Source organism: Virgibacillus sp. Bac332 (assembly GCF_003667785.1).
GTDB lineage: Bacteria > Bacillota > Bacilli > Bacillales > Amphibacillaceae > Virgibacillus > Virgibacillus salarius.
Map to the genome: position 1 here is coordinate 4,530,327 of NZ_CP033046.1, position 23,014 is coordinate 4,553,340.

Consider the following 23,014-nt stretch of genomic DNA (forward strand, 5'->3'; position numbering starts at 1 on the left):
GTTCACCATAGATGTATCATCGTTTGTACATAAATCTGTACCATAATATAAAATACGATTGCATATTTAAAATTAAAGCGAATCCCATTTTTAAAACCATTTAAACCGTTCGAGGCACTTAAAATAATTACTGGCATTATCAGAGGTGAAATTAAAATAGAGATGACGCTACCAGATGTGACTGCTAATACAATTAACTCAGGAGGATATGGTAGAGCGATATTTTCTAATATTCCTGCTACTAAAACCATCACGGTTAATGGTCCCATTCCAATAAACCCAAGGAAAATCACAATAAATGGAAGAAGATATAGGATATTAATAAATGGTAGCATCTCTTGCAACGCATAAACACCATCCACTACATAATTACCAAAATTTGTTTGATTTAACGCATAAATTAATACTCCTGCACCGAACATAATGCTAAGCTGATATGATTGATTTGTCATATTTTGCTGAAAGTAAATTTTCGCTTCTTCTACAAATTTTTTCGGTTTCTTTTTGACCACGTAATAGAAGCAAGTCCAGATTATCACTGTTAGAGGAATTACCATCATTAGATCCGCGGAAAAAATGGCATGGATAATAAAGATTGATCCAAATAAACTAATTAAGAAAAACGGAGCAAAATTCGCTCAGTCCTTATCACTACATGCTCCGATTTACGCTTCCTCTAGTAGCTATTATGAAATAATAGCTACTGCTTGACCACCACTCCGGCTGCCCACTTCCCTTTCCGTGGGGTTTGTCCTTCAGCTAACTTTTTTAGCAAAACCCGCTCAAAAAAGTGGATCTTCAGGTCAAACATTTCCCACAGGAGTTGAAGTAGCCGGCCTTCGCTATTATCAGGCTCTACAACGCTAGCATGAAGTAACACAGCTGCTTTTATACTCACGGATAGCGATTTTCACTTTACCCATTGTAAAAAAAGTCAACCTATTACTTATGACAAGAATTGTTGCACCTTCTCATAGCGGAGACTAATTATGTAGACTCCTCCGGGATTAGCGCGAGCCGAAAATCCACTTTGCAACGTGTTCTTCTTTGCAAAGTTAGTTGAGGTCGAGCCCGCGGAAAGCGAAGTAATTAGTCGGAGCATTGCCAATATACATCTAACATTCAAAATAACTACTTGGCTTAACGCAGTCATTGCACTGATTTTATACTTTCTTAACTTGAAATAAAAAAATAAATTCGATCACTTTTTTCTTTCTTTCCTCAATTGGATCAGCATGAAGTAATATTTCAGCAATCTCATCCTGTAGCCCGTATGTCAAATTTACACCATAATGCTTTTCTTGAAAATACGAAAATAGTACCGCAATCATTGTCCCACAAACGGAAATACCAAATCCTTGTAAAATACAAATCCACAGCGAGGCATTCATCGTTTCCACTGCAAAAATGAAGCTAGGAATACTCACTACCCACATCGTAGATAAAGCAAAAGACCGTAAGAGGGCTGTTCCTTTATAGTTTTCCCATGCTTCAGTTTTTTTCTTATACAGGATTTGATTAATGAATTGATACATCATCGGTATTGCACCGAATAAAAGAAAATAAGAAAAAACCTGCGTTAATGACATCATCCCTAGATAAAACTTTCTACTTGTATTCAAAGATTTATGCGCCATTCCCATGATGTCCTCGATATAAGGCTCTTCACGAAGTACCCAACTGATCATTGGTACAATGACTAAAAGTCCAACGATGCTTCGCATTTGCAATAGTCCACTATATAGTCCCTCCCCAATAGAGACTTTAGAAAATAGGAGGATAATAAAGCCGGTGATAAATAGGAAAAAGGGGAGTTTAAATTGTCTTAACGTCTTTGATAAACTAGCAAATATTAGTATAAATAAACCACAACATGCTAAAGCATACAGCAATAATCTCTTTTCAAAAAAGTAAGTTACAAGGTGTAGAAACGTATAGGATACAATGGAAATTCTTAATCCCCACGTTATGACAGACTGCATACATTCCATCTCCCATGTCATAGTTGTTTGTTTACCTTTAATAGCATAGCTGGAATGTTAAGGTTACACAAGTGCCCATTCTTATGTAGTCTAGAATTATATGGAGGATTCAGGTTGACTGGTAAAGCGAATTTGTCTAGCTTCATTTGAATAGATCGTGTTAACGTTATATCACCCTAGCTATAGGTTGGAGGCTTCCCTTTCTATCCCAAATAAAATGCACTCTACCCAAAAAGTGCATCTCTATTCTAATCAAGCTGATTGTGAACCTTACTATGTATCTACTGTATGGATCAAGTATTCCATTCCCATTACTTTTCTACTTATTTATGCTTAGTCCACTAAAATGTACAACCTCTTTTTCTATAAATTTCCTTACCTGAATGCACGTAAACCTGCACCGATAATTCCTTGACCATTATTCAAATTACTTATTTCCATGTTTTGAAGAATATGTAGTTGTTCTTCAATCAAGTAATTTTTTAACTTATCCTTTAGTAAAGGTAATATATAGGGATTATATGTTGCAACACTCCCACCAAAAACAATCTTGTGCGGATCTAATATACTATTAATCATGTAAACACCTTGGGTTAATGCATGAATCATTTCGTCCACCAATCTACTTGCATTGCTCTCTCCTCGAGTAAAATGAATAAAAATATCTTTCGTTACTAATGCTTCATTGACATAAATGGACCTTGCCTTTGCTTGCATAGCTGGGCCAGATGCAGCATGTTCTAATCTTTCCATGCTATGATCAGCTGTGTGTGTAAAAACGGGTATCAATCCCAGCTCCCCAGCAAAGCCTGCTCCCCTTATAAAGTTTCCCCCTTGAATAATGGAGCAAGAAATCCCTGTACTAATCGTAATATAAACAAATAGTTCATCCTCAAGCATTTTTGCCTCTTTCCATTCCGCAAATGCTGCCATATATACATCATTATCAATTACAATATTATCGATTCCTAGCGCTTCCCGTAGACGATGAACTATTGGAAAATTAGACCATGGAAGGTTATTCTGAAAGACCGCTACCCCATTTCTACGATCTATTTTTCCAGGAATACCAGCACCAATCCCGTATATCTCATCCTCTGGAATACTAGAATGATTTAGGAGTTGGTTTACACATTGAATAACTTGTAGAAACATTTTCTCTTTATTTGAGGGGTCACTTTGGACTGACTCCTTTTGAATTAAGTCTCCTTTCTCGTTGACGATACCAGCTTCCACTGTCGTACCGCCAATATCAATTCCGATAGCATACCTCATTAGCACTCCTCACTTTCCTTACAACACATTCCTTAACCATGCTTATTTTCCAATAAATGCGATAGAAGCATTACATCTGTTTAACCTTTTCAAAGTACAATTTCCACCTGTTTCCCATGAATAAGAAAAACTGAGCAAAATTCGCTCATTCCTTATCACTAAATGCTCAGATTTACGCTTCCTCTAGTAGCTATTATGGAATAATAGCTACTGCTTGACCACCACTCCGGCTGCCCACTTCCCTTTCCGTGGGGTTTGTCCTTCAGCTAACTTTTTTAGCAAAACCCGCTCAAAAAAGTGGATCTTCAGGTCAAACATTTCCCACAGGAGTTGAAGTGGCAAGCCTTCGCTATTATCAGGCTCTACAACGCTAGCATGAAGTAACACAGCTGCTTTTATACTCACGGATAGCGATTTTCACTTTACCCATTGTAAAAAAAGTCAACCTATTACTTATGACAAGAATTGTTGCACCTTCTCATAGCGGAGACGAATTACGTAGACTCCTGCGGGAATAGCGCGAGCCAAAAATCCACTTTGCAACGTGTTCTTCTTTGCAAAGTTAGTTGAGGCCGTGCCCACGGAAAGCGAAGTAATTAGTCGGAGCATTGCCAATATACATCAAACATTTCAAAATAACTACTTGGCTTAACGCAGTCATTGCACTGATTTTATACTTTCTTAACTTAGAACAAAAGCGCAAGCGCCCAATTAGAGACGTAGCGACTGAAGTGAATCAACGGAGATAAAGGAATCATGGTGGGCTTGTGAGCCGATAATGACTTAGATTAGGACAATTCGTGAAGTCGCCTCGTTTCTGGGTGCTAGAGCTGGACAAAGCTCAACACGCGCTTATTTATCACATGGGCAAATTTTATAATTTCCTAGATTATAAACAATACCTTGAGGAAATATATCCTAAAGGTTTTGCTGGCTTTTTAGCGCCGTGCTTAAGTGAATTTACGATTATAATTCCAAAGCAACAACAATAAACCTGATAGCCCGATTAATTGCGTAAACAATTCCCAATGACCTACTGTTCGCTGACCATTAAGAATCAGATACATACAAAAGAGAAAGAAAACTACCTTTAAGATGCGAAAGACTCTATCTTTCATTTGTGTAATCCTCCCATTTAATCTCACTTGCTTCTAATCGTACTTGATATTTTTCACCATTTTCTATATATACATCTGTAACTTGCTGTACATTTGAGTTATTGACAACGGCAAATTTTTTAATTTCAGGGTATACATGTATTTCACAATGGACATTGGAAGTATGCCATTTGTATAAAGCCATCTCCTTATGAGCTGCGTAATACATCGCCCTTAGTAATAGTCTTGTATTCTCATGACTATAGGGAAGACCTGCAATGTACACACTACGCCCTTTACCGAAGGCTGTACTAGCGAGTTGCAACCCCTCATTCGTATGTTCAATAATATCCGTAACTTCCCTTAAGGCATACACATTTTTCATACCTTCTCCGAAATCAAATGCCTGTATATCCTGGGAAATAAAATGTGATTCGTTCTTTTCCGTAAAATATTTATTTGTCGATAAGCTAAAGCCTAATTCCTTTTCTACACCTAATACATCTGCTAGTTGAAAGTAGCGTCCTTCACGATGATAAGCAGTCGGTTCTCCAATACCGATAAATCCTCCTCCATGATAAACCCATTCTCTTATAACAGAAAGTAAGTCCTCTTCTTTCCATCGTTCTCCACCAGAGAATGCTGTACCAGCATCTCCGGCATTAATAAGGACATCAACATCTTTAGGCACACCATGCTGTATGACATCGTCAAAACTAATAAAATCTACGTCTACCGCTGAACCACTAAGAGCCTCTAAAACCCCCTGATATGAATAGGCCTGTTTATACCACTTTCCATGTGCTACCATATAGGTCTGCCATGTACGAATCCTTCCCCATGCATTTAAAATTGCCACCTTTAATCCAGTATAAGGCTTCACGCCATTTATAGTATCGTAAATTTCACGAAATTCGTCTGTAATCTTTTCTACACAAGCTACAAAATCGGGGAATTTATATGCCAAGCTTAGATATCCGCCATAGCCAATTCTGTCCAAAGGTTTACGCATTAGAGCTCTTCTCGCTGTCAGCCAATTGTTATTTGCTTCAATTACTGGGTTATTCTTATCATGAAACGTATCGGGAAAGAAGTAAGGTAGAAAACGACCTTCCGTATACTTCACATCTGGGATATCAGAAATCATTCGTAATGTTGCCCCATCTCCAACACTTCCAACTACAGCATCCATACCTGTCTCTTTGAAATAGGCTCCGTAAGGCTCTGTCCCTATCCAATTATCTCCCAAAAACATCATCGACTCCTTACCACTTGCATGTACAATTTCAACTAATTCTTTTACTTCCTTAGCAACAAATCGTTGAATAAAATCCATATAATCTAAGTAAGCTCTGGAGGGAATTCGAAAGGTAGAATTATAATAGCCTTTATCGACAATATCTTCTGGTCGCAGACGATATCCTTTTTCTTTTTCAAATGCTTCTAAAGCAGCTACAGATACACTAGCACCGTAACCGAACCAGTCAACAAATTTTTCTTTACCTAGATTGTTAAATACTAAGGTAAAGTGATAAAAAAACGTCGTAAAGCGAACAACATCAGTTGCTGGATTTTCTGCTAGCCAGGTTTTTAAATAATTGCGCATAAATTGTTTAGAATGAGGCTGCCGAACATCGAATGGAATTTCATGTGGCTTATCTCTCCAATCGTTCGTTATATGATTATACATTTGTGTCGGATCCCATTTCATAAATGCTAAGAATGAAACCGTATATTCATGCCATGGTTTGGCTTTAAATATAAGTAAGCTATTTGTCTCCTTTTTTACTATCCAATGATTTGCTGGCACAACCTCACCAGTAGTCCTATCGATTACTTCCCACCACTTTTTAGGGTCATGCAAATAATCTGGTTGAATCTGCTCTTCAAAATATCCTGTCAAGAAAGACACTTCCAGCTCAGTGTCTATTGCTGTATTATATTGTGACATTAAATATAGCTGTTGCATTTCCTCTGGATGCTGTTTAGCAAAGTCATTATGACTACGTGCTACAAAGTAAGTCGTATAGATTTTCGCATCTAATTGTTTGATTTCTTCATCTAATTTTGTCCCATCACTATCTCGAAGCGCATCTGCTCCCCAGCGATCCATTAATTCTTTTGTTTCCTCCAAAAAATTCTGTTGACTCGGTAGCGTAACTCTTCCGGTTAACTTTTTCAATTGTGACACCTACCCTTTCACTCCTCCTACAGTCATTCCTTGTGTTAAGCGCTTTTGCACGATAATATATAAAATTAATGTCGGTAACATAACAATTACCATTCCCGCATACATTGGACCATAGTTAACAGCTGATCGTTCAGCAGCCATTAAGTTTAACAAACCAACTGGCAGCGTTTGATTCCCTCCTGGCATTAGTGTAAGTGCCATAATATATTCATTCCAAAATAACAAGAAATTAAAAAGAATGACGATAACAATACTTGGCATTGCCATCGGCAACATAATGGAAAACATGGTGCGATAATATCCTGCACCATCAATACTAGCGGCTTCTTCAAAATCAGAAGGCAATGTCTGAAAATAGCTTGATAGAAGATAAATCGTAAATGGTAAAGCAGTTGCGGCATAAACGAGTGCAAGTACAGCACGATTGTTTAATAAAAATCCATTATCTATTAAACTCTTTAATCCCATATCCAAATCTAAGAGCATTAAGAAAATTGGCACAGTAATATAGCTGACATTAATGAATAACCCTGCTTTAACAATCATGTTTAATAATTTATTCCCTCTAAAACTAAACCTGGATAAGACATACGCCGCTGGTAAGGCTATTACTAGCAAAATGAATAAAGCTAATACGGTAACCATTATTGAATTAAACAGATATTCTCCCATTCGCGCTTCCTGAAATGCTTCTATAAAATTTTGAAAATGAAAACCATGTGGTAAGCTCCATGGGCTTCCATAAAACTCGACGTTTTCTTTAATAGCAGCAAGGAATACCCAGGCAACTGGTATAACAATTGAAACCGCTAAGGTAATTAAAGCTACATAGATAAATAGTTTATATAGAGCATCGGTACTCCGTTCCTTTGAATCTTTCATGAGATATTAGCACCCCCTTAATACTCTAAGACGTCACGTTTCGTGATGTGACTTACAATCGCTGCTAAGGTAAAAGAAAAAATAAACACTACTACACCAATTGCCATTCCATAGCCAAAGGTAGAATTACCATAGGCTTGGTCATACATATAGGATAGGAATACTTCTGTTGATCCGTCAGGTCCTCCACCTGTCAATGCCTTAACTAACAAGAAGCTTAGATTAATCGTGCTGATGATATAAAATGTTAATGTTGTTCGAATATTATTCCATATCAATGGTAATGTAATGCTGGTAAATTGTTTTAATTTACTTGCTCCCTCCAATGACGCCGCCTCATAGAAGCTAGCTGGTATACTAGCCATACTTGACATATACATAACCATATAATAACCAATGGCTTGCCAGACTAGAGCACCCGCAAGACTATAGATAACTATTTTCTGATCACCTAGCCACATTTGCTGAAATGTATCTAATTGAAACATTCCTAAAACACTATTTAACAATCCATTGGAAGGATCATATATGGCTGAAAATATACCAGCTATAACTACAATGGATAGTATATTTGGAATATAAAAGATGACTCGAAAAAAGTTTCCTCCTCTGACCTTCTCTTTTGTTAGAATAGCTGCAAAAAACACTGCAAAAATAAATGTAAGAATTGCTACTACAACTATTAAGAGAATAGAATTCTGAAATGATCGAATGAAATTCATATCATTCCATAGAAGTCTAAAATTATCCAAACCGACAAATTGTTGTGTATTTGAAAATCCCCCCAGCGGTACAAAGACATCCGAAAAACCTCAAATGTTGGTATAAACATAAAAATAACCATCAAAATGAGAGCTGGTATTACACATACTCCGATAAATATATTTCGTGATTTCGTTTTACTCAAAAATGTTCACCTCTTTTTGGTCCCAACAAAGTGAAATTCATTCAGGCTAAACATCTAAAAAATAATAAAGGGAAACTTCAATTAATGGGATTTTGTCTATCCCTCACTGATTGTTAATAACATAAGGGTATAACCTAAAGGCCCTTGAACCAATCGGACATTTACTGGTAGTTGATCCTCCCCTCACCAATATTTCGCTTTATTACTTGAAGTGGGATCTTACTGCCAGTTACATGCGGGGTAAACTATTTCTTACATCCATTTCTCATGATGGATTCATCTAATAAAAACGGTAAGAAATCAAACAAGCTTACCGTTCTATTATCATCAACTAATAAGCGATCAGAACCCCCTATATAGCTTTGGATTAGTTCATAGCCGGTCTTAGCTTATCACTTACTTCTTCCATTTCGGCTTGCCACTCTTCGAAAGAAGTTTCACCACTCATTACACTGTCAATTGTTCCGTACAGTGTATCCCCCATGCTCGCTCCTGGTACAGGTTCTGTAGAAGCAAATGTCCCCATTGCTGGAAGCGCTCCTTCCTCTTCATAAATGCTATAAAATGTTTGTTTCTGTCCCTCTAGCTTTTTCGTAATACCATTAATTGGTTGTACTGCACCAGCATCAAGGAAGATAGATGCTGCTTCATCAGAATACATATATGTTATAAATTCCTTCGCTTCATCCTTATGTTTAGCTGCAGCTGGAATCCAAATTTGTTCAAAGAATGTGAATGCATAACGATCACCACTTTTCTCAAATGCGGGTATAGATGTCATCCCCCATTGGAAATTTTTTGAACGTGGAGCTTCTTTCATTTCATCTACAACCCAATTACCGTTCGGCATAAATAATGCTTTGTTATCTAGGATGAATTGCTGGTTTTTTGTGAAATCATTCGGATTTGCATTTGCAACAGTGTCCGAATGCGTATACTCTGCTAATTTTTCTATCGTTTGTAATACTTGAGATGCCTCTTCTGTTTCCCAAATTCCGTCCTCATAAGTCATTGCAGCATTGTAAAACTCCGGACCACCTGCAGCATAAAGCATGGAGCCAACTAAAGTATCAAAATACCCTGTTGTAGGATACGTAAACAAAGAGATACCTTCTTTTTTCGCTTTTTCACCTAGCTCCCACATTTCATCCCATGTTTCAGGAACTTTCCAGCCTTTTTCTTCAAATAGTCCAGCATTAAAGAATAATCCAGTTGGACTATAGAACATTGGAGCTAGATAGGTCTCACCATTAGCATATGGATTAGTTGCAAGCGTATCGGTAAATCCATCTAAAAGTTTTTTATTAACTGTCACTTTTTCGGTTGGTATGTTCATATTCAATACATCGCTTATATTTTCTAGACCATTTTCTTTAATTAATGTTTCCGTCAATGCCTCTGGTCTATTGGTAGCCAGTAATAATACGTCTGGATACTCACCTGCCTGCATATTAGGTCGAATTACTTCCTCTAGATTCTTTTCAATTGTTAATTCAATATTAATATTTTTATTAGCTGCCTCATACGATTCAGCAATCTGGTCCCACATTTCAGTTCCATAAGCTGACTCTAAGGCAGCAACATGTAAGGTTGTTTCTTTGCCACCTCCACTCTCCTCTGATTCCTTTGAATTAACATCCTCTCCTCCTGAGCAAGCCGCTAAGATAAGTCCTACAAATAGAAAAGAGATTAATATTATCGATTTCTTGTTTTTCACGATACGTAAACCCCCTTATTTAATAATAATATATCTTTATCGTACCTATATTAAAACGCTTACACAATCAACATCTTGTTGACTTTTTTATAAATATTGCTTTTTAAGCTTTACTCCTATAAAATTAATAATTGATAGAAATTTCAAATAATAGTAAGGGGTGGAGCAATGTCCTACGAAGTTTATAAAGTGAAGGAATTTGCTACAAGAAATGTGCCATTTAAATTACTTTATATCACACATTCAGAATACGACCGAGGCTGGCATAGTACAAAGCACACCCATCACTTTACAGAATTATTTTATATCGTTAAAGGTAAAGGATCATTTCTGCTTTCCAATCATGAAATTCCAGTTAAAGAAAATGATTTAGTAATAATAAATCCAAATGTTGAACATACCGAAAAATCCAATCTGTACGACTCACTTGAATATATTGCTCTAGGAATTGAAGGACTAACCTTTGCTCATGTTAAAGAAAATAGTTCGCAAATGGGCTTATATACTTATCAGGGCGATCGTGAGAATATTCTCTTCTACCTGCATAGTTTACTTAACGAAGTGCAGCAAGGGAATGAAGAGTATGAAGTTATCTGCCAAAATATCATTGAAATCTTGATGGTAAAGCTTCGAAGAGGCAAAATGTTAGAAATTCAAAAAACAGAACCCAAAAATATCAACAAAGCCGCCGCATTTATTATGTACTATATAAATCAGAATTACAGAGAACCAATCACCCTTGATACATTGGCAGAAATCGGGCATATCAATAAATATTATTTGGCACATACATTTAAAAAAGATATGGGAATATCACCAATTGAATATCTAAATCAAGTACGAATACGAGAAGCAAAAATACTATTAGATACAACAGACTATCACATTGGTAATATTGCTGAATTCACCGGCTTCTCTTCTCAATCGTTTTTCACACAAGCATTTAAACGGGCTACAAATCAAACACCATCCGCTTATCGTAGACAGAGGAAAGAAACGTTGGTCGTTAAATAGCAAGCAAAATATCAGGTGATCTGTAATACGAATATTTGGATTCACTAAAATGGAAGCTTTTATTCTAATTAAGGAGTTATTGCATATACTTGAAAGGGTGTATCATCACTTTAGGTTTATGGGGAGGTAATGTTGCTTTGCCAAGCAGTATTTGTGAACGAAAGGTAGATATTCCTATTGAAGAAATATGGGACTTTGTTAACGATATCAATAATTGGGCTAGTCTCGTTCCAGGATATCAGCAACATACGATGGTAAATGCTAAACAATCGATTTGGATATGCAAAGGAGATATTGGCTTTATGGAAAAAAGTGTTCGATTATCATTATCCGTCACGGAATGGCAAAGTCCGAATAAAATAGCATTCACTTTAGCTAGTACGAACAACCATGTCAAAGGAAGCGGCTATTTTCAAGCCCATAAACTAGCAGAAAATCAAACGAAAATGACAGGTTCACTCTCTATAACAGCTAAGGGCATTGCTGGTTCGATGATTAACTCTTGCTTAAGACCATTTTTATCCAAAGTAACGGCTGATTTCACAGATAATGTCATCGAACATATTCAGACAAGAAGGTCCGCGGTTATGCAATAATAGTTATTATTCCACTGCTTTTTATCGTGAGCTTGCAGGAGTTTAGATTTACGAACGGGCGATGAAAAGTATACCCGAATTCCGTCAAAGACTGGGAATCGCTAAAGAACAGTAGAGAAGCAGGAAGCCTTCTCAAAAATGATCTAGGCATTTTCTTCGTGCCATGTCTAGCAGAGCGGTCTTCCTCGCCCTGCTGGAAAAGCAATAGCGAAACTCCGTGAGAAGCCATGTTTGTTCTAAACGTGTATATCCACTTTTACCAGGGGTGAAAAATAATTAAAACTTTGTTAAATATGTAAAAGAAATTTCCAACGTGAGAGTACTCCTATAAAGTGAAAGCTTCAATAAGTTTGGGGGTTTTGTTTATCCCCACGGATGGTTAGTACCACAAGGGTATGACCTAAAGGCCTTTGAACCAATTGGACTTTACTGGCAGTTAATCTCCCACTTACCAATAGTACTTTCACTTTCTTGCTTGAATTGGGTGGTATTACCGCCAATTAAAGGTGTGATAAATACTTAACAGACTATTTTCTATGTCAAAGTTCGACAGTATAGATCCTTCATGATAGAATAAATCCGTTACTAGGCTATCAGGAAAGGATCTTTTGTTATGTCAGGAATTACAAAACACATAAATAAAACCGTATTATCTTATGCGCAAATTATTTTTGGAGCTACACTTGTTGCTCTATCCTATAATTTATTTTTGCTACCCTCAAAGTTAGCTGCAGGTGGTATTTCTGGGATTAGCACAATTCTCTTTGAAATGTATTCCTTAAGCCCAGCTTATACGCAGCTTCTAATAAATATCCCTATCTTTATTATCGGCTGGCTAACACTTGGAAAAGATTTCAGTTGGAAGACATTAGTAGGAACATTTTGGGTACCGTTTATAATATGGGCAAGTGCAAATATTCCGTATACGATAACAAACCCAATTCTAGGAGCTATCTATGGAGGAATTATTCTCGGAATAGGTCTAGGCATTGTTTATAAAGGTAATGGTTCTACTGGGGGTACAGCAGCAATTGCTCAAATTGTAAAGAAATTCACAGGCCTATCAAGCGGTTATTCACAACTCATTGTTGACGGTTTTGTTGTTATCTCATCCATTATTGTATTTAACCTAGAATTAACCCTATTTGCGCTCATGTGTATTTACATTACAAGCAAAACGATCGATATTGTGCAGCTACAAACTTCAGCTACCAAACTAATATTAATTATTACGGAAAAAGAGGAACATATTCAGTCACTAATCCGTGACGAAATTGATCGTGGGTTGACAAAGGTTCGTTCAGTTGGAGGGTATTCACATAGCGATAAAACAATGATACTTTGTGTAGCTGAACAACAGGAAGCCTTTCATTTAAAGAAAATTTTACAAAGAGACGAACCGGATTCCTTTGTCATCTTTATTAATGCATCGGAGATTTTAGGTAGAGGCTTTTCTTTGGATAAGTATTATGGTCAAAAGCTTTAACGATACCTTCAATAAAGGAATCATGATAAATCTTCAGGTTGTCAAAACGTCTCGATGGCCAGCTTCTATTTAAATTACAGGGATTACATGTTTCTATCAAAAAAGACATCGTATAAAATGTAACATGTAACGATAAAGTGAAACTTCAATCGGTTGAGGGTTTTGATTATCTCCACAGATGGTTAATACCACAAGAGGATGACCTAAAGGCCTTTGAACCAATCGAACATATACTGGCAGCTATCCTCCTACTACCAACATTCGTTTCACTTTACTGCTTGAAATGGAGGTCTTACTGCCATTTATAGGTGGGATAAAAGAAATTACAGCAAAAGAAACACTTACTTATTGAGCTTAACCACTACATCAATTTTTCGTATAACCCTGAAAAAGCTTGAGGCTAGGACAAAAGAATCTTTAGGAACAAAAGTGCAAGCGCCCGATTTGAAACGTGTGACTGGAGCGAGTCAACGAACATAAAGGAATCATGGTGAGCTTGCGAGCCGATGATGACTTAGATTAGAGCGATTTATGAAGTCGCCTCGTTTCTGGGTGCTTGTGCTGGACGACGCGGCTCAACACGCTTCTATTTATTCACATGGGCAAATTTTATCATTTCCTAGACTAAGATAAAAAACCCAAACCTTATCTGAAATCATTTAGATAAAGTTTGGGTTTTTGTTTTAGAGATAGATAGTTCATTCATCGCTTAGTCAAAATGCTTCGCTTTCCTGCGGGATCTTCAGCTCGTACTTTTGCCGCGGATTTTTTTCGAACAAGGAAAAAATCCCAGAATATATCTACCTCACCCAACGATTTATAATTAAGAATTTACTAATACCGGATGGTGTAAACGATTGGCCAGCTGCTGAATGTTGGCCATTGCACCAATATCCATATTCCCACCACTAACAATTAGCCCACAGTGTCGTGATTTGATTTGATTATTATGGGCAAACAATGCTGCTAATGTTGCTGCTCCCGCTCCTTCCATTAACGTCTTGTTACGCTCAAGCATATAGACAATTGCTGCAGCAATTTCTTCGTCCGAAACAGTCACAAGATCATCAACATACTTCTTAATAAGTGGCAAGGTTCGTTTACCAGGCTTTTTCACAGCAATTCCCTCTGCAATGGTATCCACCGATTTTAAATTTTGTATTCGATCTGAATGAAAACTATCATATATGGCAGCTGCCCCGCTAGCTTGCACCCCAATAATTTTGATATTGCGATTCACATACTTAGCAGCGATTGCTATTCCACTTATTAAGCCTCCACCGCCGACTGGTACAAGAATGGTATCCATTCGATCTTCTTGCCTGAGCATTTCCATGGCGATAGTTCCTTGACCTGCCATTACATCATAATCATCAAAAGGATGAATATAAACCGACCCAGTCTGCATTTGTTTTTTTAATGAAGCTTCATATGCCTCCTGAAAGGTTTCTCCCGTTAGAACCACTTGAGCACCATAGTTGCGTGTTGCATTAACTTTGGCTAAAGGTGTTTTCTCCGCCATGTAAATGGTAGCCTTCGTTCCAAGTTTAGCCGCTGCATACGCAACGCCTTGCGCGTGATTCCCTGCTGACGCAGTAATAACTCCTCTTTTTAATTGTTCCTTTGTCAGTTGCATCAACTTAAACGTAGCTCCTCTAAACTTAAAGGCGCCCGTTTTCTGTTGATTCTCCATCTTGAAATAGACATGTTTACCAACGAAATTATTTGTTGTTTGCGAAGTTAATAGTGGTGTCCGATGCACGATTGGAGTCAGTCGCTGCATGGCGGTGTGAACCTTTTCACCTGTTAAGCAATTCCCAATTCCTTCACTCTCCTTGTATGTTTGCTCGTTGTATGATCAATTATTGCTATTCTCATAGATTTCAATCTTTTCTTCATGCAGAAGCGTTAAGGCGATATCATCCCAACCATTTAATAGTTTCTCCTTATGATATGCGGGTATCTGGAAATGATATTCCTTATTTCCCTCAAATATTTTTTGATCTTCCAAATCTATTGATAACGATAGATTCCCAATGTCTGCTTCTTCAAGCCATTGCTTTACCTGCTCTTCTTCTATCTTAATTAAGATAATTCCGTTCTTTAAAGCATTATTATAAAATATATCTGCAAAGCTTGGAGCGATAATTACTCGAAAACCATAGTCTAGCAATGCCCATGGAGCGTGCTCTCTAGAAGATCCACAACCAAAATTTTCTCCTGCCACTAAAATCGATGCATGTTGATAACGCTCCTTATTAAGACTAAAGTCTTGGCGTTTATTTCCTTCGTTATCAAATCGCCAATGATAGAATAAAAACTGACCGAATCCTGTGCGCTCAATTCGTTTTAAAAACTGCTTTGGAATAATTTGATCAGTATCAATATTTGTTCGATTCAATGGATACACAAGTCCTGTATGGTTTTTGATCGCTTTCAACTTTTTCCCTCCTTACAACGCCACACCTGCATAATTGCGAACGTCTACAAAATGTCCTTCAATAGCTGCTGCCGCTGCCATTTCTGGACTTACAAGATGTGTACGTGCACCATTTCCCTGTCTTCCTTCAAAATTACGATTTGATGTAGAGGCACATCTCCCCTCCGGAGGAACGATATCATCATTCATCGCAAGGCACATGCTACATCCAGCTTCTCGCCATTCAAATCCAGCATCCTGAAAGATTTTATCTAATCCTTCCTGTTCTGCCTGCCTCTTTATGCTAAATGAACCTGGCACAACAATAGCTCTAACATTAGCGTGAACATGTTTTCCTTTAACAATTTCCGCAGCCCTTCGCAAATCACTTAAGCGCGAATTTGTACAAGAACCGATAAATACATGATCAATATGAATAGAGGAAATTGGTTGATTTTCGTTTAATCCCATGTAATGTAGGGCACGTTCAACATCTTGCTTATATTCCACGTCATTCAAATTTGGAGTTGTTCCACTAACCGGTACACACATTCCTGGATTCGTTCCCCAAGTTACCTGCGGCTCCACTTCGTCACCGCGGATTGTTACTGTCTTGTCATAAACCGCTCCATCATCTGTTGCTAAAGCTAACCAGTCCTGAGCTATAGTTGTGAAGGCTTCATCCTTCGGTACATGAACCCTTCCTCGTAAAAATTCAACTGTAGTTTCATCAGGACTGATCAAGCCAGCCCTTGCACCTGCTTCAATTGACATATTACATACTGTCATTCTTCCTTCCATAGAAAGGTTACGAATTGCTTCGCCTGTATACTCCATCACGTATCCAGTACCAAAACGAACACCAAATTTCGCAATAATTGCAAGAATTAAATCCTTTGCTGTTACTCCTGCACCAAGATCACCTTCTACATGCACATTTAACGTTTTTGGACGTTCTTGCCAAATCGTTTGTGTTGCTAAAACATGCTCTACTTCACTTGTTCCAATTCCAAAAGCTAACGCCCCAAAAGCACCGTGTGTAGAAGTATGACTATCACCACAGACAATGGTTTTACCAGGCTGCGTTAGACCTAGTTCAGGTCCAATAACATGGACTATACCTTGATCTGGATGAAACATATCTGCTAATGGAATATTATTTTCCTGACAATTTTCCTTTAATGTTTCCATCTGTTTACGGGATATCTCATCTTTTATTACATCTCGATTTCTCGTCGGTACATTATGATCCATCGTTGCAAAAGTCAAGTCAGGTCTTCGTACCTTTCGTTTGTTTATCCGCAGACCTTCAAAAGCCTGTGGAGAAGTCACTTCATGAATTAAATGCAAGTCGATATAAAGAAGATCTGGTTTTTCTTGCTCTTGATAAATCACATGTTTTTCCCAAATTTTTTCAATAATTGTTTTTGACCGGCCCATCATTTTACACCTCCATCTCAGGCATAGGAATTACAAATACAATTAGAAACACTATTCGTAGACAGGTTTCCAATCACGATATCAGTCATTTCCTTTGTGCTAACTACTATCCCATCCTCAATGGCCAAATCAGCTGTATAATACCCTTGATCTAGACTAGTCTGTACAGCTCTTTCAATTTCATCTGCCTCTTCGTGCATGTCAAACGAATGGCGTAGCATAAGGGCCGTAGATAAAATCATTCCTAATGGGTTGGCAATTCCTTTACCAGCAATGTCTGGCGCTGATCCATGAACTGGCTCATAAAGTCCAATACCATCCGTACGAATACTCGCTGATGGTAGCATCCCTAAAGAACCAGTTAGCACAGAAGCTTCGTCACTAAGAATATCACCAAATAGGTTTTCTGTGACTATCACATCAAATTGATTCGGTTGGGTGATTAATTTCATTGCTGCTGCATCAACTAATAAATGCTCAACCGCGACATCTGGATATTCTTTACGTTTTGCTTCAACGATTTCTCGCCAAAAACGACTTGACTCTAGAACATTGGCTTTATCGACAGATGTCAATTTTTTGTTCCTATGCTGTGCACTTTGAAAAGCTTTATCAATAATCCGTTCCATCTCAGTTCGGTGATAATATAACGTATCTACCACAGCATTCCCTTTTTCGATTCGTCCCTTTGGCTCACCAAAATAAAGTCCACCCGTTAATTCTCGAATGATTAGAATATCACTACCCTTTATTACCTCCTCCTTTAATGGAGAAGCATGAAGTAATGGTAAAAACCCCTTTATAGGTCTTAGATTGGCAAATAAGCCTAGTGCTTTACGTATTCCTAATAGTCCTTTTTCAGGTCGTTGATCTCCAGGTAATGAATCCCACTTTTCACCACCAACAGCTCCTAATAAAATGGCATCCGCTTCCTCACAAGCTTTTACCGTTGTGTCTGGTAATGGTGTCTGAAATTGGTCAATTGCACTACCGCCAATGGCATGCTCTGCAAAAGTAAACTGATGACCGAACTCTGTTGCAATGGTTTGCAAGACGATTTTTGCAGATCCCATTATTTCTTTACCAATTCCATCACCAGGTAACATAACAATATGTCTCTTCATCATTACGCCTCCTTCCTGTTTAAAAATTTATTTTACTACCTCTGCTTTATTGGAATTTTGATGCTGGATGATAAATCGATTGACCGCATTCAAGTATGCTTGCACCGATGCTTCCATTACATCCTGTGCAGAACCTCTGCCGTTAACCGTTTCTCCATTCACAAGTAACTGTACCCGTGATTCTGCTAATGCATCCTTTCCTCCACCTACAGAATTTAGCTGATAATCAATTAATCTCGTATTTTCTTCTGTTAACGTGTCTAATGTTTTATATAAAGCTTCCACACTCCCCTGACCAGTACATGCTGTTTTAACCGTTTTGCCTGTAGGGGTTATTAACTCAACAGCAGCTGTTGGGATATTATTGGAGCCATATTGTAATTGAAATAATTTTAGCTGGTATTTATCGACTGATGCTGTGTCTGTTTGCACTTCTGTGACAATGGTAAAAATATCATCATCCGTGACTTCTTTTTTGTGATCAGTAAGCTGTTTAAATAAATCAAACGCCTTTTTAATATTTTCTTCAGATACATTTATTCCAAGCTCTTTGATTTTATCCTTAAAAGCATGGCGACCAGAATGTTTCCCTAAAAATAGCGTGTTAGCATTAACACCTACGAGCTCAGGTGTAATAATTTCATAGGTGGATGCGTGTTTTAAAACACCATCTTGATGAATACCTGATTCATGTGCGAACGCATTCCTTCCTACAACCGCTTTATTCGCTTGAATATACATTCCCGTTAGCTTAGCAACCATATCACTAGTACGCTTAATCTCTTGTAAATTTAGATTCGTAGCATACGGATAATAGTCTGAGCGAATCTTCAATGCTACAGCAATTTCTTCCAGAGATGCATTTCCTGCTCGCTCACCGATCCCATTAATCGTGCCTTCCACCTGTGTTGCACCATTTTCGACAGCAGCAATTGAGTTAGCAACTGCCATACCGAGGTCATTATGACAGTGACAGGATAATGTTACTCGATCGATATTAGGCACAGAAGAACGGATAAATTGAAACATGCTGCCATATTCTTTCGGTGTCGTATAACCAACTGTATCTGGTAAGTTAATTACGGTTGCTCCCGCATCAATCACCCTTTCGATTATCTGAGCCAAAAAGCTCCAATCTGATCGGGATGCATCCTCAGCTGACCATTCTACTTGTGGAAACTTCTTCCTTGCATAGGAGACCATATTTACCGCTGTTTCAATTACATCATCTGGCGTTTTCTTTAATTTGTATGTCATATGAATTGGTGAAGTAGCAAGAAAGATATGCAGACATGGTTCATCCGCACCTTTTAATGCCTCCCAAGCGATATCAATATCCGACTGCACAGTTCTAGCTAAGCCTGTTACGGACGTATGCTTGATGGTATCGGCAATTGCCTTAACAGCTTGAAAATCTCCTTTGGAAGAGGCGGGAAAACCAGCCTCCATTCGATCTACACCAAATCGTTCTAACTGCTTTGCAATTTCCAGCTTTTCAAGTTGATTTAGATTGACACCCGGTGATTGTTCTCCATCTCTCAATGTCGTATCGAAAATTTTAATTTGTGACATGAACCTTCACATCCTTTTGTTTCTTTTGGTCGGTTTGCAATGGCTGTTTAACAAAAGGCATTAACTCTCGTAACTCCTTCCCTACTTTTTCTATTGGATGCTGATTTTCTTTAGCGTTTATTGCTGTAAATTGTGGACGATTTGCTTGATTCTCCGAGATCCAGCCTTTGGCAAACGCTCCAGATTGTACTTCTGATAAAATTTCTTTCATACGTTGCTTTGTCTCATCATTAATAATTCTTGGTCCAGAAACGAAGTCACCCCATTGTGCAGTATCTGAAATAGAATAACGCATATTTTCTAATCCACCTTCATAAAGAAGATCAACGATAAGCTTCATTTCATGTAAGCATTCAAAATAAGCTACTTCTGGCTGATAACCAGCTTCCGTTAATGTTTCAAACCCTGCTTTTACAAGACTTGTCAGTCCACCACATAACACAGCCTGCTCACCGAAAAGATCTGTTTCTGTTTCTTCTTGGAACGATGTTTCCAAAATCCCTGCTCTCGCTGCTCCAATCCCCTGTGCATAAGCAAGTGCTAATTCAGTGGCTTCCCCTGATACATCTTGAAAAACACCGTATAATGCAGGTACTCCTGCTCCTTCCTCATACGTACGACGTACCAAATGCCCTGGACCCTTTGGTGCTACTAGAAATACATCCACATTAGACGGAGGAACGATTTGATTAAAATGAATATTAAAACCATGCGCGAATGCTATTGCATTACCAGCCTCTAAGTTTTCTTCTATGCTTTCTTTATATACAGCGGTTTGCAACTCATCAGGAAGTAAAATCATGACAACATCAGATTGTTTAACAGCTTCTGCAACAGAAAGTACAGTAAACCCATCTTTTTCAGCCTTAACCTGTGAGTTCCCAGGACGCAAGCCAACGACTACTTCATATCCACTCTCTCGTAGATTAAGAGCGTGAGCATGACCTTGTGACCCATACCCAATTATGGCAATTTTTTTCTCCTTCAAAACCTCTGTTTTTACATCTTTTTCATAAAGCACTTTTGACATTTTCATTTCCTCCTCAAATTAAATAGTAAATGAATTTATTTCAGCAACTTGCGAGGGCTGTTGCCCTCTTAAGAAGGCAGTTACACCAGTTTTTGTTAGTTCCTTAATTCCATATGGTCGAAGCAGTGCGATTAATGCTTCTACCTTATCCGGTCTTCCGGTAACTTGAATTGTTAGACTATCTTTACTTACGTCAATGACGGAAGCACGGAATGGTGTAATAATACCTTGGATCTCCGCGCGGAGTTGACCACTTCCACCAACCTTTATCAGGGCTAATTCTCTAGCAACGATGGCCCTCTCCGTTATATCGGAAACTTTTAATACATCGATTTGTTTATTCAATTGTTTCGTTAGCTGTTCAAGCTTTTGATGGTCTTTTACGTCAACAACAAAGGTCATTTTTGAAATTCCTTCTGTTTCTGAGCTGCCTACAGAAATACTTTCGATATTGAATTGTCGCTTATGAAGCATACCTGTTATTCGATTCAGTACGCCACCTCGATTTTGTACTGTTGCAATGATAATACGCCTCATTTGCTCACCCCAATCATTTCATGAATTCCTTTTCCTGGTGCGATCATAGGATATACACACTCCTGCTGCACTACTCGACAATCTACTAGTACTGGGCCATTAAAAGAGAAAGCCTTTTTTAATACGTCTATGACTTCTGTTTCTTTATCAACACTCATCCCATGAATTCCATAACTCTCAGCAAGCTTTATAAAATCGGGATTCTCCATAAACAATGATTCAGAATACCTTTCCTCATAAAAGCTTTCTTGCCATTGTCTTACCATTCCTAGTGCTTGATTATTTACAATTATTATTTTGATTGGTAATTTCCGCTCTTTTACAACTGCTAATTCCTGAGCAGTCATTTGAAAGCCACCATCACCTACAATAGAAACCACTAATTGATTTGGTTCCCCCAGCTGTGCACCAATCGCGGCAGGGAACCCGAATCCCATCGTGCCAAGTCCTCCAGATGTTACCCAACGGTTCGGTTTTTCAAACGAATAATATTGAGCCGCCCACATTTGATGCTGCCCTACATCTGTGGTTACGATGGCTTCTCCTTGAGTTAAACGATGAACCGTTTCTAGCAGCCATTGTGGTGATATTTCTTTATCCGACCGCTCATACCAAAGCGGATAGTCCTGTTTATAACGTGTTAGTTTTACTTTCCAATCTTGATGATCAGGAAAAGTAATTGAACGAAGCAACAATGCCTGCAACGCTTCTTTTGCATCAGCTACCACCGGTATTTCTGTCTGCACATTCTTCCCAATTTCGGCTGGATCGATATCAATATGAGCTATTCTAGCTTTTGGAGCAAAGTGCTCTAAGTTTCCTGTTAAGCGGTCATCGAACCGAGCACCAATATTTATTAATAAGTCACATTCGTACATTCCCATATTTGCTGCATAGGTCCCATGCATCCCACCCATTCCTAAGAACAGTTCATGTGAACCTGGAAACCCTCCTAGCCCAAGTAACGTATTAATAACTGGAAGCTGATACCTTTCCGCTAATTCCTTTAATTCCTCTGTAGCTTCAGCAAAGAGGATACCAGCACCGGCTAAAACAAGTGGCCGCTTAGCACGACTCAATGCATCGGCAAGTTTAATAATCTGCAATGGATTTGGCGTTTTATTTGGTTGGTAACCTGGTAGTTCAAATGTTGCCTCATGTACAGCCGATGAAAGCTCTGCCGAAACATCTTTTGGTATGTCGACAACAACAGGGCCAGGCCTACCTGTAGATGCTATATGAAATGCTTCCTTCACAACCTTTGGCAGCTCTGATAGTTCTTTAACTTGATAGTTGTACTTCGTAATAGGAGTTGTAATTCCCATTACGTCTGCTTCTTGAAATGCATCTGTACCAATAACATTACTTGCCACTTGACCAGTGAAAATAACAATTGGCAAAGAATCCATCATTGCATCCGTAATTCCAGTTATTAAATTCGTTGCGCCTGGTCCCGATGTAGCTATTACTACCCCTGGCTTACCCGTAACTCGTGCATACCCTTCGGCTGCATGAATCGATCCTTGCTCATGCCGGGAAAGTACATGTTCGAAACTTGCTTCGCTCCGATAGATAGCATCGTAGATAGGTAACACAGCTCCACCAGGATAACCAAAAATCGTATCTACTCCAGCATCGACTAATGCATGAATTAACACATCAGCACCCGTTAATGTTTTTTTTGTACTTCCCACATCATGCTTTGCCTGAACTTTCACTGCTGCATGCCTCCTTTTAATAACTAA

General features: G+C 38.3%; 21 protein-coding genes and 1 pseudogene. 4 read left to right on the forward strand and 18 right to left on the reverse strand.

The annotated features are described in order from the left end of the window. Window positions 1-2 precede the first annotated feature (2 nt). Window positions 3-452: a hypothetical protein gene (locus D9782_RS22100; protein WP_162986488.1), complete on the reverse strand. Its 450-nt coding sequence runs from the start codon at window positions 450-452 to the stop codon at window positions 3-5. A gap of 124 nt (window positions 453-576) precedes the next feature. Between D9782_RS22100 and D9782_RS23850 the strand changes: the two genes are divergently transcribed. Next, window positions 577-711, forward strand: a complete 135-nt coding sequence (locus tag D9782_RS23850; protein ID WP_256365760.1) for a hypothetical protein — start codon at window positions 577-579, stop codon at window positions 709-711. On the opposite strand, the gene D9782_RS22105 is transcribed toward D9782_RS23850, so the two are convergent. From D9782_RS22105 to D9782_RS22140, 9 genes and pseudogenes are all read right to left on the reverse strand, one after another. Then, window positions 701-898 (reverse strand): hypothetical protein, encoded by a 198-nt coding sequence (locus D9782_RS22105; RefSeq protein ID WP_121604194.1) that lies wholly within the window; start codon window positions 896-898, stop codon window positions 701-703. The genes D9782_RS23850 and D9782_RS22105 overlap by 11 nt on opposite strands. A 265-nt stretch (window positions 899-1,163) precedes the next feature. After that, window positions 1,164-1,982, reverse strand: coding sequence for a hypothetical protein (locus D9782_RS22110; RefSeq protein WP_121605761.1), 819 nt, complete (start codon window positions 1,980-1,982; stop codon window positions 1,164-1,166). Window positions 1,983-2,357: 375 nt separating this feature from the next. After that, entirely contained in the window at window positions 2,358-3,257 is a 900-nt protein-coding gene (locus D9782_RS22115) for an ROK family protein (RefSeq protein WP_121605762.1), read from the reverse strand. Between the two features lie 207 nt (window positions 3,258-3,464). Next, window positions 3,465-3,662 (reverse strand): hypothetical protein, encoded by a 198-nt coding sequence (locus D9782_RS22120; protein WP_121603995.1) that lies wholly within the window; start codon window positions 3,660-3,662, stop codon window positions 3,465-3,467. Window positions 3,663-4,207: 545 nt separating this feature from the next. Further along, the gene (locus D9782_RS23255; protein WP_162986489.1) at window positions 4,208-4,375 is read right to left on the reverse strand and encodes a DUF6903 family protein; all 168 of its coding nucleotides are present in this window, start codon (window positions 4,373-4,375) and stop codon (window positions 4,208-4,210) included. Continuing rightward, window positions 4,365-6,536: a 1,3-beta-galactosyl-N-acetylhexosamine phosphorylase gene (gnpA, locus tag D9782_RS22125; RefSeq protein WP_121605953.1), complete on the reverse strand. Its 2,172-nt coding sequence runs from the start codon at window positions 6,534-6,536 to the stop codon at window positions 4,365-4,367. The genes D9782_RS23255 and gnpA overlap by 11 nt, the downstream gene beginning before the upstream one ends. Window positions 6,537-6,545: 9 nt before the next feature. Then, a complete protein-coding gene (locus D9782_RS22130; protein WP_026679853.1) occupies window positions 6,546-7,427 on the reverse strand; it encodes a carbohydrate ABC transporter permease in 882 nt (293 codons plus the stop codon). A 17-nt stretch (window positions 7,428-7,444) separates the two neighbouring features. Beyond that, window positions 7,445-8,271, reverse strand: a pseudogene (locus tag D9782_RS22135) (carbohydrate ABC transporter permease). Window positions 8,272-8,701: 430 nt separating this feature from the next. After that, window positions 8,702-10,051: a carbohydrate ABC transporter substrate-binding protein gene (locus tag D9782_RS22140; RefSeq protein WP_121605763.1), complete on the reverse strand. Its 1,350-nt coding sequence runs from the start codon at window positions 10,049-10,051 to the stop codon at window positions 8,702-8,704. 168 nt (window positions 10,052-10,219) lie between these two features. Here D9782_RS22140 and D9782_RS22145 point away from each other — a divergent pair, with 168 nt between their 5' ends. The 3 genes from D9782_RS22145 (at window position 10,220) to D9782_RS22155 (ending at window position 13,147) form a co-directional block, all read left to right on the forward strand. Beyond that, the gene (locus D9782_RS22145) at window positions 10,220-11,065 is read left to right on the forward strand and encodes an AraC family transcriptional regulator (RefSeq protein WP_026679850.1); all 846 of its coding nucleotides are present in this window, start codon (window positions 10,220-10,222) and stop codon (window positions 11,063-11,065) included. A gap of 89 nt (window positions 11,066-11,154) precedes the next feature. Continuing rightward, on the forward strand, window positions 11,155-11,661 hold the full coding sequence (locus D9782_RS22150; protein WP_162986490.1) for an SRPBCC family protein: 507 nt from the start codon (window positions 11,155-11,157) through the stop codon (window positions 11,659-11,661). A gap of 613 nt (window positions 11,662-12,274) precedes the next feature. Continuing rightward, complete coding sequence (locus tag D9782_RS22155; protein ID WP_121605765.1) at window positions 12,275-13,147, forward strand: YitT family protein; 873 nt, start codon at window positions 12,275-12,277, stop codon at window positions 13,145-13,147. An 823-nt stretch (window positions 13,148-13,970) separates the two neighbouring features. Here D9782_RS22155 and ilvA read toward each other — a convergent pair. The 8 genes from ilvA to ilvB all read right to left on the reverse strand — a co-directional run bounded on the left by ilvA (window position 13,971) and on the right by ilvB (window position 22,987). Beyond that, window positions 13,971-14,930 carry a threonine ammonia-lyase gene (gene ilvA / locus D9782_RS22160; RefSeq protein ID WP_121605766.1) on the reverse strand — a complete coding sequence of 320 codons (960 nt, stop codon included), beginning with the start codon at window positions 14,928-14,930 and terminating at the stop codon, window positions 13,971-13,973. A gap of 75 nt (window positions 14,931-15,005) precedes the next feature. Then, on the reverse strand, window positions 15,006-15,587 hold the full coding sequence (gene leuD, locus D9782_RS22165) for a 3-isopropylmalate dehydratase small subunit (protein ID WP_121605767.1): 582 nt from the start codon (window positions 15,585-15,587) through the stop codon (window positions 15,006-15,008). Between the two features lie 12 nt (window positions 15,588-15,599). Further along, a complete protein-coding gene (gene leuC / locus D9782_RS22170; RefSeq protein ID WP_121605768.1) occupies window positions 15,600-17,006 on the reverse strand; it encodes a 3-isopropylmalate dehydratase large subunit in 1,407 nt (468 codons plus the stop codon). Between the two features lie 17 nt (window positions 17,007-17,023). Further along, entirely contained in the window at window positions 17,024-18,130 is a 1,107-nt protein-coding gene (leuB, locus tag D9782_RS22175) for a 3-isopropylmalate dehydrogenase (protein WP_121605769.1), read from the reverse strand. A 27-nt stretch (window positions 18,131-18,157) separates the two neighbouring features. Next, on the reverse strand, window positions 18,158-19,702 hold the full coding sequence (locus D9782_RS22180; RefSeq protein WP_026679843.1) for a 2-isopropylmalate synthase: 1,545 nt from the start codon (window positions 19,700-19,702) through the stop codon (window positions 18,158-18,160). Continuing rightward, window positions 19,689-20,732 (reverse strand): ketol-acid reductoisomerase, encoded by a 1,044-nt coding sequence (gene ilvC, locus D9782_RS22185; RefSeq protein WP_026679842.1) that lies wholly within the window; start codon window positions 20,730-20,732, stop codon window positions 19,689-19,691. The genes D9782_RS22180 and ilvC overlap by 14 nt, the downstream gene beginning before the upstream one ends. Before the next feature lie 18 nt (window positions 20,733-20,750). Further along, window positions 20,751-21,269 carry an acetolactate synthase small subunit gene (gene ilvN / locus D9782_RS22190; RefSeq protein WP_121605770.1) on the reverse strand — a complete coding sequence of 173 codons (519 nt, stop codon included), beginning with the start codon at window positions 21,267-21,269 and terminating at the stop codon, window positions 20,751-20,753. Next, complete coding sequence (gene ilvB, locus D9782_RS22195; protein ID WP_121605771.1) at window positions 21,266-22,987, reverse strand: acetolactate synthase large subunit; 1,722 nt, start codon at window positions 22,985-22,987, stop codon at window positions 21,266-21,268. The genes ilvN and ilvB overlap by 4 nt, the downstream gene beginning before the upstream one ends. Window positions 22,988-23,014 lie beyond the last annotated feature (27 nt).